This is a genomic window from Gordonia sp. BP-119 (assembly GCF_016924115.1).
Classification (GTDB): domain Bacteria; phylum Actinomycetota; class Actinomycetes; order Mycobacteriales; family Mycobacteriaceae; genus Gordonia; species Gordonia hongkongensis.
This window is the reverse complement of the sequence record NZ_JAFFZF010000019.1, coordinates 1-17731: the sequence shown is the minus strand read 5'-3', so window position 1 is coordinate 17731 and position 17731 is coordinate 1. Positions and strand designations below refer to the sequence as shown.

Below are 17731 nucleotides of genomic sequence, written 5' to 3'. Positions count from 1 at the left end.
GGGGCCGCAAGTCGGGCTGCCGCCGTCCCCCGTAGAGAGGGCCACCCGATGCAGGCAGAGAATCCTGATGCTGTGATCGTCGACGACAGTGGCCTGAGTGCCGGACGCGCGCTGATGTCGGTGGTGTCCGCAGCACATGAGCAACTGGTGATCCTGACCGTGGAGGGCAGCATCGACGTGCTCACCGCCCCGCAATTGTCCGACGCCGTGTCGCAGGCGCTGAGCGGACAACCCGACGGTCTGATCATCGACCTGACGACCACCGAGTTCCTGGCCTCCGCCGGGATGGCGGCGCTCGTCGCGGCACACGAGGCCATCGCACCCACCGGCATGTTCGGAGTCGTGGCCGCCGGACCGGCGACCGCCCGCCCCCTCACCATCATGGGCCTCGACCAGACGATGGTGCTCTACCCGACGCTGAACCATGCGATCACGGCCATGACCACCACAGAGGGGCTGGCCGACCGTCCGGCTGGTTAGTCACAGATGGTTCGGATCTCATCGGCTCACCGAGACCCCGGCGACTCGGACGGGACGGACGCGACCGGTCTCGCATTTTCGGTCACGGCCTCTCCCGAGTCCGCCTACCGCTTCCGGCAACAGTTCGCGCAGTGGCTGGACGCGACGATCAGCGTGGACGCCGAGCGACGCAGCGACATCGTCCTCGCGGTCTACGAGGCGGTCGCCAACGCGGCCGAGCACGCCTACGCCACCCCATCGCCCGGCACCCGGCCCGGTGCCATCGATGTCCGGGCGCGGAAGACGCGCGACGATTCCCTGGAGGTCATCGTCACCGACACGGGGCAGTGGAAGACAGATGCGTCGTCGTCGCCGTACCGCGGTCGCGGACTCGCCCTGATCTCGGCACTCTGCGACGCATCCGACGTCACCAGCGGACCGCACGGGACCTCGGTGACCCTGAGCTGGCGTCAACGACAGAGCGTCTGAGAACCGCCCGTGAGACGGGTGTCCCCCGGGCTGGGGACACAAGTACTTCTTGTCGGTTAACAACCGATGCCTGAGTCAGCCGGGCCGCCGACCTAGGGGTACGGTTCGGGCAAGGCTTCGTCGACGGGTCTGTTCAAGTGACCAAGTCTGTCGGCCGAGTCACATAACCTGAAGTCCGAAGGCGGGTTCGGGGCCGGCCGTCGAACAGCTCGGTGGAGCGTGCTCCCGATCCTGGCATCGCTGCACAATGCGCATGCACGTCAGCGCACGAGGAAGGGAGTCGAGATGACCGACTTCACCGTGGACTCGAACATCGACGACGCGTGGCGCACGTTCGCGTTGCACGTCGGAGATCGTCTGTCGCATCTCGAGCCGGGCGAGACCCTCACGATCCAGCAGGACCCCGCCATCCCGGAGGGTCCGCACGGGGCGATGCGATTCTCGGTCACCGGTTCGCGCCGGCTGCGCTGCACCATCGAGGACACCGACCTGCATCCCACGCCGGAGTACTTCGCCGAGCATCTCGACCTCCTCGCCGCCCTCGGGTGGCGACGTCTGCGCAACGGAACCCACATCTTCGAAGTCGGGCGGCGCCGCGTCGATCAGCTCGCGCACACGACGGTGCTGACGCTCCGGCAGGTCTGGGAGGTCGTGCACCCCGCGTTCCTGGACCATTCGCCTGCCGCGCGCCCCGAACCCCAGATCGAGGTCGCGGTCCAGCCGTTCGACGCCGACCATCTGCGGGCCTTGCTCGTCGGCTCGCTCGAGGACCTCACCGGCTGCCGTATCCAGACCGACGCCGACGGCGACATCGCCCTGCCCACCAAGCCCGTCTCGTCGTGGCTGAGTCCGCGCAGCGACGCACCCCGCTTCGAGTTCTTCGCGCGCCTCGCCGGTGACATCACCGACCGCCGGCGCGCCGCCGACATCGTCGCCGCCCAGCCGACCATGGGGTCGGCGGTACGTGTGCATCTCCTCGAGGACGAGGTCTTCGCGACGCTGACCGTCGAGTGCGCCGTATTCCATCCGCACAACCTGAGCTCGGCGCTGGCCGAGTGGTTCACGTTCCTGGCCGACTGCGCCCCGTCGGTCATCGCCAAGGTCGGTGAGGACGCACCACTGACCGCGAGGAACGACGGCCGTTTCCCCGACGCTCTGCAGACACTGCTCGAACTCGACCCCGACGGCCGCTCGCTGTCCGCCCGCGAGGTCGCCAAGATCTGCCGGTACAGCCAGGCCGACATCCTCTCGTACATCAACACCAGCGAGGAGCAGCACCTCACCTGGCGGCGGTCGGCGGTCGACGCGGCCGCCGCGTCGGACCCGGCCGAGGCCGACGCGTGCCGCCATGAAGCCGAAGCCTGGAAGGCGACCACGCACAACCTGCGGGCGGCGCTGCGCGTCGTCGTGCTGTCCGACGACGACGCCGCGGATCGCAGCTCACCGGCCAAGTGACTCAGGCAAATCGGTACCGGCAACACCTCTGCACGTAGTCTGCGCGGACGATTTTCGACGCGGAGCATCGCACCGCGGCCAGATGAGGCGTTCAATCGGTTAGGCAACCCTCAGCGGTTCCAGTCATCGATCGGAGCCCTCACATGGCCATCACCACGGATCGCGGCGCACTCACGATCACCTTTCCCGAACTGGGTCGTGACGCGCGGTTGCACGTCACGTTCCAGCGGGCTCTGCGCACCCCGGACCCGGTCGGACGGCCCGGCTCGGTCGGCGGCCATGGCGCCCTCCGCCTGGCGCAGGGTTCACCCGACGGCGACGCGCACGCGACCATCCCGATGTGGCAGTCGGAGGCCACCTGGCTCGACTTCTCCTCGCCGCACCTGCACCCGTTCCTGGTGATGGTCGGCGTCGACGGTGTCAACGTCGTCAGCGGTAGTGCGTTCACGGGCGTGCCGGACTTCGACGCCGGCGACTACCTCGAGGTGCCCACGCAACCGTCCCTCGCCTCGTATCGGAGCCTTGCCGGCGACAACCGTCAGTTCGTCGCACCGTCGACGCACGCCGTCGGAAGCGCCGCCGGGACGCTCGTGCAGTTGACGGTCATCCCGATGCGCGCCGAAGCGTGGGCCGGACGCCGCCGTCATCTGCCGTCGGCGTCGGGGACCTGTGTGCTCTGCGACATGTCGCGAGCCGGGCAGTCCGGTGCGCATCCCCGGCTCCCCGCGCCGCGCGTGATGGGTCCGCTGGAGTCCGCGGACACCTGGCATCCGACGACGTCCGACGCCGCCGCGGTCCGCATCGTCAATTCGATCACGTGGAAATCGCTCACCGGGGAACCGGTGCCCCGCGTGGCGCTGACGAGCGCCGACTACGCCGACCACGGCCTCCCCTGGGACCCGGTCTACGACGAGACGGTCGAGCACTCCGCCCCCCTGTAGTTCTGTTGCGGGTGTCGCCACGGGTGTCTGCGCGGCGTCGTACTATTCGGATCCGGTCCGCGTACGTCCCGCCCACGAGGAGCCTGCATGTCCCCCGATTTCGACGCCGACCTCGAGGCGGCCTGGCGGGACTTCGCCGACACTCTCGCGGTTCGGGTGCCACGTCTCCTGCCGGGTCAGACGCTGTCGATCGTCGAGGCGGCCGCCGGAGGATGGCGACGACGGATGACCTTCGCGGTGGCCGGAAGTCCCGAGTCGGCGGACCGCCTGCGCTGCACCATCTCGGCGGGGGACCTCACCTGGACCGACGAGGACCGGTGGATGCGCCAGGCCACCTACATCGTCGATCGTGGCTGGTGCCGGCTCGAAGGCCGCAGCGCCTTCTGCTTCGAAGCCGATGCCGTTCGGTCCGGCGACCTCGCCGGCGCCGCCGTACGGGCGTTGCGCGAGGTGTGGGGTGTCATCCACCCATCGTTCGTGAGCATCGGCGACCCGTCCTTCGCCCGACACCACTCCCCGGCTGACCGTCTCGACACCGACGACGCCGACGAGACCGACGCCGGCCGGCCGACCGACTCGGATCGAGCCGGCAGCACGGACGCCGACACCCTGCGCTTCACCGCCCCGGCCCGTTTCCTCGACGCCCCCGTCGAGGGCGGGGTGGTGCCGCAGTCGAAAGACCATCTCGTGGAACTGGCCCGCGCCGCGATGAGCGCGGCCGGACGTCCCGCCGTGGTCAGTCCGCGCAAGGCCATCTTCCTGCGCTCGACGGGTACCTCACTGCTACGGCCGACCCGAGACGCCCGCTCCCTCGAGATCGTGACCATCCTCAGCTCGTCGGTGCCCGCACCCTCACTGCTCGGGATGGTCGTCGCCGAGTTCTCGCCGCGGTGGCCCGAAGTCGCGCTGGTCGTACGCAACGGGCTCGTCTTCGCCCAGCGCAGCATCGACGTCGCGGTCTTCAGTCCCGCCAATCTCGATGCCGCACTTCGACGCTGGGACGACTTCGCCCGGTCGGCACGTGGGGAGATGATCCGACGCCTCGAGAGCGGCCCCAAACTGGAGCACCGCCGTCGCGGCGACCGCCTTCCCGTGGCGCTGCAGGGGCTCCTCCGGGTCAACCAGAAGCTCGACAACAAGCTCTCCCCGACGACCGTGCTGGCGATGTGCCGTCAAGACCGTGAGCGGGTCCACGAGTTCTTCGACATCTGCGCCGCCGAGATGCGTGAGTGGATGGACAACCTCACGACTGCCCGAAAGGCTGAACTCGGCGACGAGGAGATCGCCCTGTGCGAGGCCGAACACCAGGCCTACGCCCGCGTCGCCCGGTTGCTCCTCACCGCGATGGACCTCGCCGACGGCTCGCCGGGGGTGTGATCTCCGCCGGTGTCCCTGCTCCTCAGAGAGCGGGGTGACGTCCCGAGCACCTCCGAGGCCAATCCGGCAACAGCCGCTCAGTCGGTGGAGCTGTACGACAGGTGCACGACGCCGTTGTCGAAGACGTCGGTGCCGACGAGCGTGAGCGGCAGGTCGGCCAGACCGTCGAACAGGCGGGCACCGCTGCCGAGGACGACCGGATAGACCAGCAGGTGCAACTCGTCGATCAGCTTGTCGCGCAGCAGCGCCCGCACGAGGGTGCCACTGCCGCTGATGTAGAGGTCACGGTCCTTCTTGAGGTCGCGGATCCAGTCCGCGTCGTAGGCCCCGATGACCTCGGAGTTCTGCCACCCGGTCGCCTCCCCGAGGGTCGAGGACACCACGTACTTGGTGGTGTCGTTGAAGAACGGGGCGCCGGGATCGTCGTCGACGGTCCGGTCCGACCAGGACGGGCCGAACATCTCGAAGGTGTTGCGTCCAAGCAGTATTCCGGTGCAGTCGGTCATGAACGAACTCAGCGTCTCGCCCAGCGCGTCGGGGAACCCGTACGGCATCGTGAAACTCGGGTCCTCGTAGCTGCCGTCGAGGGTGATGAACTCGTGGACGTGGATCTTTCCCATTGCGCTGCCTCTCGTCACTTCGGTGAACGTCACGATGTCAGACCGTGGGGCGGCGGGAAAGTCATCGGCGTCGAGAGTCTCGTGACCTCTGTCGGGGCCCTTCGAGGCTCGTCGACCTCGACGCGCTCCTTCGTCGCTTGCTCGGCCCGGCGGCTTACGCTCCTCGCACCTCAGGGAGCGGGATTTCGCCCCTCCGTCTGGTAACTCTGGACCCACACATCGGCGATCGAAGGAGATCCATGGACGTCGCAGGCAAGGTTGCCATCGTCACGGGTGGCGGTGGAGGTATCGGCGCGGCGATGGCGCACGCCCTGGTCGACGCGGGCGCGCGGGTCGTCGTCACCGATCTCGACGAGTCCGGTGCCCGGGCCGTCGCCGAGGAGCTGGGCGATTCGGCGGCCGCGCTCGCCGGTGATGCCTCGTCCGACGAACACATCGACGCCGCGGTTCGGCTGGCGGAGAACACCTTCGGTCCGGTCGACCTCTACTTCGCCAACGCCGGGGTCGGACTGGGCGGCGGTGTCGACACCGGGGAGGACGTGTGGGATCTCGCCTTCGACGTCAACCTCCGCGCCCACATACGAGCTGCTCGACGCCTCATCCCGGACTGGGTGGAACGAGGCAGCGGCTACTTCGTCAGCACGGCGTCGGCCGCGGGTCTGCTCACCCAGATCGGCAACGCGCCGTACTCGGTCACCAAACATGCCGCGGTCGGCTTCGCGGAATGGCTCAACATCACCCACGGCGACGACGGGGTCCGCGTCAGCTGCCTCTGCCCGATGGGTGTCGACACCAAACTGCTACGGCCCGACGGTAATTCCGCCACCGCAGACCAGCGGTTGATGCAGCGGGCGGTGGAGAGCGCCGGCGCGGTGCTCACCCCCGGGACGGTGGCCGCGATCGTCCTGGAAGCCGTCGCCGACGAGCGCTTCCTCATCCTCCCGCACTCGGAGGTCCTCGACATGTACCGCCAGAAGGGCGCCGACTACGACCGCTGGCTTCGCGGGATGCGCCGCTACCAGACGAGCTTGCGATGACCCTCTACGTTCGACAACCATCGTCGTCGCAGGTCCCAAGTGCCGACAGCGCCCAGCAGGAGCGAGCTGACGAGCAGACCCGAGCCCGCACCGATGCTGCCCCAGGTGCCCGCCAGCACGAGGGTGACCGGAAAGGTGATGACGAACACCACCGTGTTGCATCGCAGGATCGACTTGGTGTCCAACTCCGCCCGGAGTACTGACATCCAGATCGAATAGGGGACGCGCAGGACCGAGGCGGCCGCGAGCAGGCACAACGACGTCGTGAACTCTGAGCCCGAGTAGGCCGGGCCGAAGATCTTCCCGACGATCGGCGAGGCTGCGATCAGAACCCCTGCTCCGACGACGACCAGACATTGCGAGATGGCCCAGATTCGACGGATCTGCCCGGCCAGTGCCGCCGGATCGCGCGCGAGATGCGCGGTGAGGGCTGCTCCGATGCCATCCGGCACGAAGTCGAGCACCTGTGCCACCGCGAGCGCCAAGGCCAGAGTCGCACCCGCGACCGGTCCGGCGACGAGCGTGGTGAGGAACGGCAGCACGAGGATGAGTCCGAACGAGGTCGCGCTTCCGATGCCATCGCGAAGAGCGAACATCGGCATCTGGGCGCGATCCACCACCACGACACGGTGCGGGCTTGGGCGGTTCTCGGGGCGCTGCAGAATCCGCGGCACGAGGACGACGAACACCACGCACGCCCCGAGCGCGGCGGGCACGATCGTGGCCCACACCGCAGCGAGCGATACGACACTCGCCAACACGCAGACGAGGGCCACTTTCAGAACCACGGCGGCCACATTGACGATCGGAAGCCAGCGCGAGGCGTGCAGTCCGATCAGAGCGGCGTCCTTGAGTACGAACAGCGCCATGACGACGGACCCGCAGGCCACCAGCACGACGGTCGCCACCCGGTTCTCGAGCATGTCGCCCGCGATCATCCCGCCCATCACGCCGAAGACAGCGGCCGAGCCGATGGTGATGAGCAGGCCCTCGAGCAACCGTTCGCGACGTGGGCAGTCGAGCGTCGACAGCATCGCCTTGTAGGCACTTCCCACCCCGTACGCGGTGATGGTGCCGACCGTCGTGACAAGTGACAACAGCGCGGTCTGGATGCCGAGCGCATGTGGAGGGATGACCCGGGCCGAGACCACCCAGAAGAGCATTCCCGCCCCAGCCGTGACGAAGAAGCTCGCCACCACGGCGACGGAGTCCACCGTCATCGCCCTCGAACCGAGCATCACCGTCCTGCTCACGATGCTCACGTCTGTGGACTCAACGCGCTTCGCGCCTCGGTCATCATCGCGAAGAGGTAGCCCAGAGCTGCTGCGACGACGGTCCCGGCGAGAACGGTGCAACGTCCGAGTCCTCCGGGATCCGTCCGGCGCTGCTCGACCGTCACACTGTCACGAAGGTAACGCAGGACGGCCGCCGGGACCGTCCTGGCGAGATACGAACGCTCCGAGCTCGTAGCGTCCGCCGCCCCGACGAGGCCACTGATCTGTCTTTTGGAGACGCCCTCGCCGAACGACCGCCGCAAGACGTAGCGGACGTTTGTCCTGGCGCGGCTCACATGGTGTCGCACACGGACATCCGGGTCGAAGATGATCTTCGCAGCCGGGTCTTGACGGGCGATCCGGATACACAACTCGGTCTCTTCGCAGCCCACCGGCAGCGTGCCCACCCGTCCGAGGTCGGTGTCGAATCCCCCGACGTCGAGCAAGGTCCGGCGACGGAACGCCATGTTGCACCCCATCAGATTGCGGACCGGCGCCGGCGCGGTCGGCAAACCCGCGTAACTGCATCCCACTGTCCAGTCACATTCCCGGGGAAACCAACGGGGTCGGTCGCCGGGCCACACCGGCTCTGCGTATCCGCCCACCGCCGCAACATCGGAGTCGGTGAACTGCCCGGAAAGTCGCCGACGCCAACCGGCTTCGACGGCGGCATCGTCATCGACGAACCCGACGATCTGACCGGAGGCGAGACGGGTGCCGCAGTTGCGGGCACCGGAGAGACCGCGCTTCTCGTCGTTGGCCACCACCCAGATCAGCGGCTTGAGCGACGAGGCGAACTCCCGCCTCGCCAGGTCGAACAGCTCGTCGTTGTGGTCGATCACCACGATCAGTTCATCGTCGTCGGTCAGTTCGCGTTCGGCGGCGTCGACCGATCGGATCAGGTCAGCCCATCGGTCGGTGGTGTACGCACAGATCACCACCGACAACTTGCCGATGTCACTCTTTTCCATCAGTCCTCTTCAGTTCCGGTCGAAGTCTTCGCTCGTGCAAGGTCATTCCTCGTACGACCACACCGCAGCCCAGTCCACGAGAACCCGGCCGCGGTTGTTCCCGTCGCCTCGGGTCTCGGTCTGCAGTTGCCAGCGCATCGGTGTCGTCGGGACCCACTGCGTGCTGTCCAGGACCACGGTGTCGTCGAGCAGGTACCGCACACGCCCCGGCGACCATTCGATGGTGTAGGTGTGCCAGTCGGTGAAGCGCGCCCCGATGTCCCGGGACGGGATCTTGCACCCGTCGCAGGAACCCTCGCCCGCGAAATGCTGCCATCCACCAACGGTTCTCGACAGCCAGCCTTCGGGAAAGTCGAGTTCGCCGTCCCGCGGCCACTGTTCCGATTGCGGCCACAGGAGCCATGCGACGTAGTACTCGTCGAGGTCTGGTGTGTCGACCCGCATCCGGACCGAGTAACGCCCGTAGGTCTGGTATTGGCTACCGGTGTCGAGTATCGGTGATGCACTCGCACCCGCCGGAACCCCGTCGACGTTGTGCAGATCGAAGACGAGGTACCCGTTGTCCACACTCAGTACCTCGTCCGCTCGATACGGCCGACGGTCGAAGGTGTCCGGGAAACACCGCGGATAGGTCAACCACTGCTGACCTTCCGCGCCGGTGTACACGACGTCGTACGGGGAGCACTCGTTGGCCCAACTGCCCACCGGCGCATCACGATCGAAATCGTCGAAGAACACCTGCTTCCAGCCGGGGAGGTCTCCGCGAGGAAACCCCCGCGCCGGTGTCATCCCACATCCGACGATCGGGGCGAGGAGAACCACCGTCAGCAGTTGCAGGAATGTACGGAACCAACCACCTCGCGCACGCGTCATATCCGGCCCACCATGTAGAGCAGGGCGGAAGCGCAGGCGATCGCCGTGGTCGTGATCGCCACGACGGTGAGGACCTGTGACACGCGATCGGTGGACACCGCTCCCCATGGAGGGACCCGATGCTCGCGCCGAACGGCGGCGGCTACGAAAAGAGCTGCGGCCGTGACGAACAGTAGGACGGTCGCGATCACGGCGCGGCCTCCAGATCGATGTCGGGAGCCCCCAGGCGCTTCAGCACGTGGACCTCTCCGTCGTCGTAGGCGGAGACGAAACCGTCCCGTTGCACCATCAGCGCGAGTTGTCGGGCGACCTCGTCCGGGCTGATCCCGTACCGGTACTGCAACAGCTTCTCGTCCTCCTCGGATACCAGCAGATAGTCGATGTCCTCAGCCGCAGTGCATTCCGCCAACTCGCGCTGTTCGGCGATGCATGAGGCCCCGATGTCGTAGGCCCGCGGCAGTCCGATCGTCGAGCCCTGCCCCCAATAGGCGATCGCGGAAGACGGCGCCTGGGCCACCAGCTCGTCGGAAACCCGCACGGTGGCCGGCCGCGAATACTCGAACGAGGTGTTGAGAGCGCGATTGGAGACCCCCAACACCGCGACCACGAGAGTGAGTGCGACTGCACCGATCGCGAACACGGTGGCGGGCATGCGCGCGGAACCTCGGATTCGACGCGCCGCACCGACCACGGCGAGCGCGGCCAGTGCGGCCAGCGCGGGTGACGCATACAGAAAGCACCGTACGAGCACCTCGCCGCCGTAGCTCTGCACCACGACGAGTGCGAACGGGACCATGGAGAGGATGGCGAGGGGTGATCGGAATCGGCTCTTGCCGAGACGGAACCAGCTGATCGTGGCCACCAGGAGGAGCAGGGCGGTGCCACCGATCCTGAGGTACTGCATCCGACCGTAGACCGGATCCCCGGTGATTCTGTCAGACAGCCCGGAGCTGACACTCGCGGTGACGTCGCCGATCTCGGTCAGGATCTGATCGAGGTGCCCGAGCCAATACCCGCTCGCACCGAAGGTGAACCACGCACTGAACAGGAGCAGTCCGGCCAGCCAGAGCAGTTTGTGTCGTGTGGACCCGACGAGGGCGAGCCCCGCCAGGGCGGCAATGGTCACCATCGGGGTCAACTGGTGACTGACCACCATCGCGGCGACGAGGACGATCACAACTCCCTCGACCGCGTATGAGAATCCAGGTCCACGACCACGTGGTCGTCCTGGCACGCGTCGCCATGCGCGCCAGAAGCCGACGGGCGGGAGGGGTGAGACCCTCAGCTGCCAGATCAGCACAGCCACGATCGTCACGTACAACTGCATCGCGAGCGCCTGGGGCGCAAAGTAATCCTGCTGGTACCAGTTGAAGAGAATGTAGATGGTGATGGTCCCCCATCCGACGCGCGCGCTTCCGGACACGCTGTGTCCGAGTGCGTACAGCGGAAACATCAGCAGAGTGCCGAAGATCAGCGACGCGCTGGTGAGGAAGACCGTGCTGTCGTCGAGCCCACCCGTCCTCATCACATGCGCCGCGCCCGCGAAGAAGCCGCTCCAGCTGATCCGGCCGTCGACCGCGGGCGGCAGCGCGCCGAGCTCGGAGTACCAATCGGTCAGGAACCGGTGCACGTAGGCGGTCGGGAAAGGCGGTGTGCCACTGGACCATGCGACCGGCATGCTCATGTAGACGATGAGCATCACGTTGCTCGCGGCGAGCCCCGTCCGGTGCAGACGGCGTCGACGATACTCCCGGAACAGGGCCACACAGAGCGCAGCCAATCCGACGAAGTAGGAGACCCCGAGGATCGGCACGAGCCCGTACACGCCCGCCTGCTCGGGATGCAATCGGGCGACCGCGATCAGAAACAGGACGAGGGATCCGCCCAGCAGCGCCGCGGTGACCCGATCGAACGTCCGGACCGACGTGATCACCGCCAACGCCGCCGCTCCGGCGCCCGCGCGCAGGTCGGACGACGGACGCGGACATCGTGCTCTGATGAGTACACCGGTTGCGACGGCAGCGATCACGAGGATGACCGCCTGCGCGAGCAGCGGATGCCAGAAGCCGGCGAGGAGCGAGGCCAGCCCGATGATGGCGGTCGTGCTCAACGACAAGGCGATGGCGACGCTCGGCAGAAGTCCGTTGCGCGGCCAGCCGAACAGCCCCGCGATCGGTAGCCCGGGGAGAACCAGGGTCACACTCACCACCGCCACGGCACGGAGCCCCTCGGGCAGGAGCGGAGCCACCCCGGACGCCGTCAGAACGCACATCAGCGCCGAGACCGCGATCGCCATGATCGACAGGAGCGCGACGACGGCCGGTGCGCGGTCAGGAATCGAGTGCGCGGTCGGCGGGTTCGGTACCGCCCGCGCGATCGCGTCCTCGAGTCGGTGAACCACGGCTATCCTTCCGTGGCCCGGCCCGAACCGATCGCGGGGCGGTAGAAGGATGTCACCGCGGAGACAACCCGGTCGAGATCCGCTTCGCTCATATATGAGTGCAGCGGAAGGGTCAGAACCCGGTCGGCAGCGGCGTGGGTCACGGACAAATCGCCGCGTCGGCTGTTTCGGTAGTAGCTGAATTCATGCGCCCCCTGAAAGTGAATCCCGGTGGCGACTCCGGCGGACTTCAAGTGTTCGACCAACCGGGCGCGTTCGGAGCGACCCCCGGTCCTGATCACATAGATGTACGGAGCTACGTCAGACCAGTCCGTGTCGAACAGCTCGAGCTCGGGGATGTCGGAGAATGCCGAATCGTAGAACCGACAGTAGCTTTGGCGATTGGCGATGAACTCGTCGACCCTGGCCAATTGCGACAGTCCGATCGCGGCGGGCACCGAGCCCAGGTGGCACCGGTAGCCCTGCCGGACGACGTCGAAGTCCCAGTTGCGCTGGTTCCGATATCGCGCGTCGGTATCGGAGTCGATGCCGAGATGCCGAAGTTCCCGAAGCACCTGCAGATCAGCGGGATCGGAGGTGACGATCGCCCCACCCTCGAGCGTCGTGATCATTTTCACCGGTCCGAAGCTGAAACATGTGATGTCACCGTGTGATCCGACGCGGCGTCCAGCCCGGACGCTGCCGAAGGCGTGGGCGGCGTCCTCGATCACCCGCAACCCGTGCTCGCGCGCGATGGCCATGAGCTCGTCGAGATCGCACGGGAAGCCGAGATAGTCGACCACCAGAATCGCCTTGGTGCGAGGCGTGATCAGCTCGCGCACACGCTGCGGGTCGATGTTGAGGTACCGCGGTTCGACGTCACAGAAGACGACCTCAGCCCCGGTTCGTGTCAACGCCTGATGACCCGCGACATAGGTGAACGACGGGCAGATCACTTCATCGGACGGGCCGAGTCCGATCAGCCGGGCCGCCAGATGAAGCGCTTCGGTACACGAATTCGTCGACACGACAGTTCTTTCGGATGCGCCGAGGTAGGTTCCGACCTCCTCCTCGAACTGCTTGCTGAGTGCACCCATGCCCAGCCATCCGGCCGCGAGGGCATCGACTGCAGCCTGCTGGACATCCTCGCCCAGGTAGGGGCGGTAGACGGGCACCGTCGAGGTGGCTCGTTCCATCGAGGTCGTCATGACCAGCACCTCCACGGCGCCTCTCCGCGATCCCAGAGATCATTGAGGAAGACCTTGTCCCAGATGGTGTCCATCCCGCGCCAGAATCCGTCGTGCTGGTATGCCGACAGCTGCCCCTCAGCGGACAGGGTCTCCAGCGGCTCCTTCTCCAGCAGGGTGGCGTCGCCGGCGATGTAGTCGAGGATCTTCGGCGACGAGACGAAGAACCCGCCGTTGATCCAGCCGCTGCTGCCTTCCGGCTTCTCGACGAATCTGGTCTGCGGCGAAGAGACGTCGAGCGTGCCGAACCGCCCGGGTGGTTGCACGGCCGTCACCGTCGCGATGCTGCCCGACATCTCGTGGTGCGCCAACACCTTTCGGATGTCGATGTCGGCGACACCGTCACCGTAAGTGAACGAGAAGGTCTCGTTGCCGATGTGTTCGCGAGCGCGCAGGAGGCGGCCGCCGGTCATCGTGTCCAGACCGGTGTCGAGGAGGGTGACGCGCCACGGCACACCGTTCGACGAGTGGTTCTCGATCGCGCCGGTGCCCAGATCCACGGTGACATCGCTGGCGTGCAGGAAGTAGTTGGCGAAGAACTCTTTGATCATGTAGCCCTTGTAGCCCAGCAGCACAACGAAATCCGTGACGCCGGCGGCCGCGTAGATCTGCATGATGTGCCAGATGATCGGGCGTCCGCCGATCTCGACCATGGGTTTCGGCCGGTCGACGGACTCCTCACTGATCCGGGTGCCTCTGCCTCCTGCGAGGATCACCGCTTTCATGACCGATCACCCGTCCATCGCAGATCGGCGTCGAGCACGTCGGCGTCGAGGAGCTCGCGCAGGACTCGCAGCCGGACGAAGTCGTTTCCGTTGAACCGGTCCGCGCTCAGGCCCGCGTCGACGTAGGCGGCGTGGATCTCCGCGATGCCGGTGGCCAGGGTCCACTGCGGCGCATAGCCCGGTAGCGACGTCTCGATCTTGGTGAAGTCGACGACGTAGTTCCGGATGTCGACGACGACGTCGTCGGCGAAGGCCACCTCGCACTCGGGCACGATGTCGGCGACCATCTTCGCGACATCCCGGATCTGATGGTTGTCGCTGTTGCGACCGACGTTGAACACCTCGTTGTGCACGGTCGCCGGTGGCGCCTGCAGGACCGTGACGATCGCGTGCGAGATGTCGCGGACATGGACGAGCGGTCGCCAGGCGGCGCCATTGCTCATCAACAGCACCTTTCCGGACGTGACCGCATGCCCGACGAGGTTGTTCACCACGACATCCGTGCGGAGGCGACGGGAGATCCCGTACGCGGTGGCGTTCCGGAGAAAGGTGGGGCAGAAGGCGTCGTCGGCCAGCTCGCTGATCGCTTGTTCGGCGCGGACTTTGGATTCGCCGTACGGAGTGACGGCCTCCATCTCGGCATCCTCGGTGAGCGCACCCTCCGCGCCCGCCCCGTAGAGGCTGCACGACGACGAGAAGACGAAGCGGGCAACGCCGGCCGCCTTCGCAGCTCGGGCGATGCCCACGCTGGCATCGAGATTGATGTCGTAGGTGAGCTCCGGGTTCAGCTCGCTGACCGGATCATTGGACAGTGCCGCCAGGTGTACGACGGCGTCGAACCCCGCCAGATGACGCTGCTCGACGTCACGGATGTCCATGTCGAGCGTGGGTACGCGCAGCGGTTCCGTGCGGAAGTCGCGGTCCCGATAGTAATCGGTGTCGAGCCCGACGACGTCGTGTCCGGCGTCGACGAGCATGGGGACCAACTCGGCTCCGATGTATCCGAGATGTCCGGTGACGAGAACCCTCATCCCCGTCCTCCTGTTCGTTGGCTGTCGAGGTGCCGACTGGGCACCTTGCTGAATACCGGGGCGATCCCGGCGTAGATGTGTCTGATCTGTTCCGTCATGCGGACTTCGCTGAAGTCATCCGCTACGGCGAAAGCTCTGTGCGCGAGCCGATTCCATGACGTCCGATTGGTCAGCACGTCGTTGATCCGGTCGGCACGGTCGTCTGCCTGCGGGTCGATGGCGACACCGCACGACCTCTCGTTCACGATGTGTGCGATCTCGCCGCACGGGGTTGTCGCCACCGGCGTGCCGCTGGCCAGCGCCTCCAGCGCCGACAGCGGTAGGCCCTCCCACCGCGATGTGAGCAGGAACATCCGGGACCGGGCAACCTGTGCGCGTGTGTGCGCGTGGGTGTCCCCGACGCTGATCTGGACCACGTCCTCGAGGAGCAGTTCCTGGCGTCTTCGGAGGAAGTCGTCCTGTAGCGGTCCCGTACCGGGAGAGATCCACAGGCAACGAAGACTCTCCCGCCGTTCCGAGAGCTCCTTCACCAGTTCGAGGAACAGCAGCGGGTCCTTCTGCTCGTCGAACCGCGCGACGTTCACGAGGTCGTATGGCCTGTCTTCATAGGCCGCAATGGTGGCGCCCAGCTTCCGTACTCCGTTGTGCACGACCGAGACCCGCTCAGCAGTCACGTGCGGGAAGTTCGCGAGTAGTGACGCCCGGACGGCGCCCGACACCGCGACGATCCGCTGCGTGCGATACGACAGGCCGCGATGGTCGGTGAGCACGTTGTGTACGTGTTCGACTGTGCGGGAACCACGCCCGAGCGCAGCGGCGATCAGTCCGAGAAATCGTTGCTGACAATGGATCACGTCGGCGGATCGCAGTGCGCGGAGTGCTGCGGAGTCCGTGAGACGAAGCCGTCGGATGCCGGCATCGGCGAGCCGATGGTCCCATTCACCGGCCGCCAGCGACAGCACGTCGACCTGATGTCCCTCGCCCGCGAAGTGGGTCGCGACCTGCAGGATGAAATGACTCACCCCGCCGGGACTCATCCGATCCGTCATCACCACGATCCGACCACGCCGCTCACCGGCGTCGTCGACCTTGACGGAGGTCACGGCTCAGCCGGCCGGGTGACCCGAGGAGACCTGGGCGGCGCCTCGATGATTGTCATCAGGACGTATCGTCGCCGGCCGCCTGCCACCTCGCGCCTGCCACACGGTGCGCAGCACCCGTCGGCCGTCGGAGATCGCGTTGAGATTGGAATTACCTGTGCGACGCGGCATTTCCAGGCTCGGAACCTCGGCGATCCGCAGGCCGGCCTGCACCGCGCGTACAGTCATCTCGGCCTCGATCTCGAAGCCGGTCGCCTGCAGATCCAGAAGATCCAGGTATCGCCGATGGAAAGCGCAGAAGCCGTAACACAGATCGGTCAGCTCGGTTCGGTACAAGCTGTTGAAGAACGCGAGCAACCCGTAGTTGCCCAACCGCCGGAACCGGGTGATGTCGAGTGACCCGCCCCCGCCCATGAACCTCGACCCCTTGACGAAGTCGTAACCGTTCTCGAGGAAGTGCAGGAAATGCGTGATCTCCTGCGGAGCCATACTGCCATCGGCGTCCATCATGACGATCATGTCGGACGTCGCGGCGGCGAAACCGGTACGCAACGCACTGCCCTTGCCGGGTCCGCTCTGTTGCACGATCTTGATGTCGGGGCGGTAACTCCGCGCGGTGATGAGTGTTGCGTCGGTGGAGTTTCCGTCGATGAGGATGATCTCGTCGATCCGCTTGGGGATCTGTTCCAGCACCCACCCGATGTTCCGTGCTTCGTTGCGAACCGGAATGATGAGGCTCACCGTGGATGTCGTGGGGCCACGATCTCGGTGAGTGACGAATTGAGTGTTGCTGAGTCGATGCTGGGCATCTGGTTGCGCCGCAACAGTTGCGGTCCCGTTGTTCTGGCCGGTCATTTCGATCACTGTGTCCAATCCCGCGCACGGTCCAACCACACGTGTGTGTACGAGACTTCCCCCCGGAAGCATCGACTGAACGAGTCGAGCGAGTGCGCGTTCTGAAGTAGAGAGACAGGGCCGTCCTCCCCGACGACCCGATTCGGACAGTAGCAGAGGATCGGCGAGATGGGGAGGCGTACAGCGCGCCTGTTGAGCTTCGCGAGGCGAACGGATTCCGAACTCGGAACGCGTGGCAGCGCAACCAAACTCGTGCCAGACCACGTACCGGGCGGTATGGTCAGCCGTCCTCTCGGCCCTGAATGCGCATCCAGGGTTAATGGCCGATACACGCGGTAACGCACTGCCTTCCGGGCGCGAACACGGGTTGAAAGCCCAGCACAGCGGCCGGCCTCCACACGCGGTCGGCGGATTCAGTGAGTCGCCGTTACACGCGCTGCGTCGTCGACCTGCGATTCACAGCTGGGTTCGAAGCGTCGTCCGACGACCGCGGTCTGCGGCCCCGAGCCGGAAACACACGCCTACGCCGCGTGGTCAAGAGTCGTTCGGTTTCGATCTCAGAATCGCGAGTGTGATTCGCGGCACTGTTGGGATCCACCCGGCGGGCTCCAACGAATGGAAAGTGACCCCGAGGTCGTCAGACCTCGAGCAGGAAAGGCTGCCGGCGCGCGATGAACTCACCCACACCTCGGTCCCCGTCACGGTCGGCGCCGGCTCCCGCGCCTCGAGACGAGAGGCCGGGGCGACCCCCGGAACCGCGGGTCGAGCAGCTCATCGCGGAAGCGACCTCGCTCTTTCAGGACGCCGGCTACCGGAATGTGAGCGTCGAGGAGATCGGCGCCGCCGTCGGACTGACCGGGCCGGCGGTGTACCGGTATTTTCCGTCCAAGCAGGACA

Annotated in this window: 17 protein-coding genes; 7 read left to right on the top strand and 10 right to left on the bottom strand. The window is 66.4% G+C overall.

Going from position 1 to position 17731, the window contains the following annotated elements; all coding sequences use genetic code 11:
• The first annotated feature begins 48 nt into the window (after nucleotides 1-48).
• The 5 genes from JW364_RS12605 (at nucleotide 49) to JW364_RS12585 (ending at nucleotide 4721) form a co-directional block, all read left to right on the top strand.
• Entirely contained in the window at nucleotides 49-480 is a 432-nt protein-coding gene (locus JW364_RS12605; protein ID WP_065631340.1) for an STAS domain-containing protein, read from the top strand.
• A 6-nt stretch (nucleotides 481-486) separates the two neighbouring features.
• A complete protein-coding gene (locus JW364_RS12600) occupies nucleotides 487-948 on the top strand; it encodes an ATP-binding protein (protein ID WP_065631341.1) in 462 nt (153 codons plus the stop codon).
• 285 nt (nucleotides 949-1233) lie between these two features.
• On the top strand, nucleotides 1234-2403 hold the full coding sequence (locus JW364_RS12595; protein ID WP_065631395.1) for a hypothetical protein: 1170 nt from the start codon (nucleotides 1234-1236) through the stop codon (nucleotides 2401-2403).
• A 143-nt stretch (nucleotides 2404-2546) separates the two neighbouring features.
• Nucleotides 2547-3344, top strand: coding sequence for a hypothetical protein (locus tag JW364_RS12590; RefSeq protein WP_205334273.1), 798 nt, complete (start codon nucleotides 2547-2549; stop codon nucleotides 3342-3344).
• 87 nt (nucleotides 3345-3431) lie between these two features.
• On the top strand, nucleotides 3432-4721 hold the full coding sequence (locus tag JW364_RS12585; RefSeq protein WP_205334272.1) for a hypothetical protein: 1290 nt from the start codon (nucleotides 3432-3434) through the stop codon (nucleotides 4719-4721).
• Nucleotides 4722-4798: 77 nt separating this feature from the next.
• On the opposite strand, the gene JW364_RS12580 is transcribed toward JW364_RS12585, so the two are convergent.
• Entirely contained in the window at nucleotides 4799-5341 is a 543-nt protein-coding gene (locus JW364_RS12580) for a dihydrofolate reductase family protein (RefSeq protein WP_205334281.1), read from the bottom strand.
• Nucleotides 5342-5580: 239 nt separating this feature from the next.
• Between JW364_RS12580 and JW364_RS12575 the strand changes: the two genes are divergently transcribed.
• Entirely contained in the window at nucleotides 5581-6378 is a 798-nt protein-coding gene (locus JW364_RS12575; RefSeq protein WP_205334271.1) for an SDR family oxidoreductase, read from the top strand.
• Here JW364_RS12575 and JW364_RS12570 read toward each other — a convergent pair.
• The 9 genes from JW364_RS12570 to JW364_RS12530 form a co-directional block, all read right to left on the bottom strand.
• Entirely contained in the window at nucleotides 6357-7631 is a 1275-nt protein-coding gene (locus tag JW364_RS12570; RefSeq protein WP_205334270.1) for a lipopolysaccharide biosynthesis protein, read from the bottom strand. The genes JW364_RS12575 and JW364_RS12570 overlap by 22 nt on opposite strands.
• Nucleotides 7632-7636: 5 nt before the next feature.
• Complete coding sequence (locus tag JW364_RS12565) at nucleotides 7637-8623, bottom strand: glycosyltransferase family 2 protein (protein ID WP_137809087.1); 987 nt, start codon at nucleotides 8621-8623, stop codon at nucleotides 7637-7639.
• Between the two features lie 42 nt (nucleotides 8624-8665).
• The gene (locus tag JW364_RS12560; RefSeq protein ID WP_240199041.1) at nucleotides 8666-9496 is read right to left on the bottom strand and encodes a family 16 glycosylhydrolase; all 831 of its coding nucleotides are present in this window, start codon (nucleotides 9494-9496) and stop codon (nucleotides 8666-8668) included.
• Between the two features lie 187 nt (nucleotides 9497-9683).
• Nucleotides 9684-11897, bottom strand: a complete 2214-nt coding sequence (locus JW364_RS12555) for a hypothetical protein (protein WP_205334269.1) — start codon at nucleotides 11895-11897, stop codon at nucleotides 9684-9686.
• Nucleotides 11898-11899: 2 nt separating this feature from the next.
• Complete coding sequence (locus JW364_RS12550) at nucleotides 11900-13084, bottom strand: DegT/DnrJ/EryC1/StrS aminotransferase family protein (RefSeq protein ID WP_205334268.1); 1185 nt, start codon at nucleotides 13082-13084, stop codon at nucleotides 11900-11902.
• Nucleotides 13081-13848 carry a glucose-1-phosphate cytidylyltransferase gene (rfbF, locus tag JW364_RS12545; protein WP_065631350.1) on the bottom strand — a complete coding sequence of 256 codons (768 nt, stop codon included), beginning with the start codon at nucleotides 13846-13848 and terminating at the stop codon, nucleotides 13081-13083. Before rfbF ends, JW364_RS12550 begins: the two co-directional genes overlap by 4 nt.
• A complete protein-coding gene (locus tag JW364_RS12540) occupies nucleotides 13845-14879 on the bottom strand; it encodes an NAD(P)-dependent oxidoreductase (protein WP_065631351.1) in 1035 nt (344 codons plus the stop codon). The genes rfbF and JW364_RS12540 overlap by 4 nt, the downstream gene beginning before the upstream one ends.
• Complete coding sequence (locus tag JW364_RS12535) at nucleotides 14876-15982, bottom strand: glycosyltransferase family 4 protein (protein WP_065631352.1); 1107 nt, start codon at nucleotides 15980-15982, stop codon at nucleotides 14876-14878. Before JW364_RS12535 ends, JW364_RS12540 begins: the two co-directional genes overlap by 4 nt.
• A gap of 3 nt (nucleotides 15983-15985) precedes the next feature.
• Complete coding sequence (locus JW364_RS12530; RefSeq protein WP_137809090.1) at nucleotides 15986-16834, bottom strand: glycosyltransferase family 2 protein; 849 nt, start codon at nucleotides 16832-16834, stop codon at nucleotides 15986-15988.
• A 671-nt stretch (nucleotides 16835-17505) separates the two neighbouring features.
• Between JW364_RS12530 and JW364_RS12525 the strand changes: the two genes are divergently transcribed.
• Nucleotides 17506-17731 (top strand): helix-turn-helix domain-containing protein (locus tag JW364_RS12525; protein WP_205334267.1); only part of this gene is annotated, 226 nt, incomplete at its 3' end.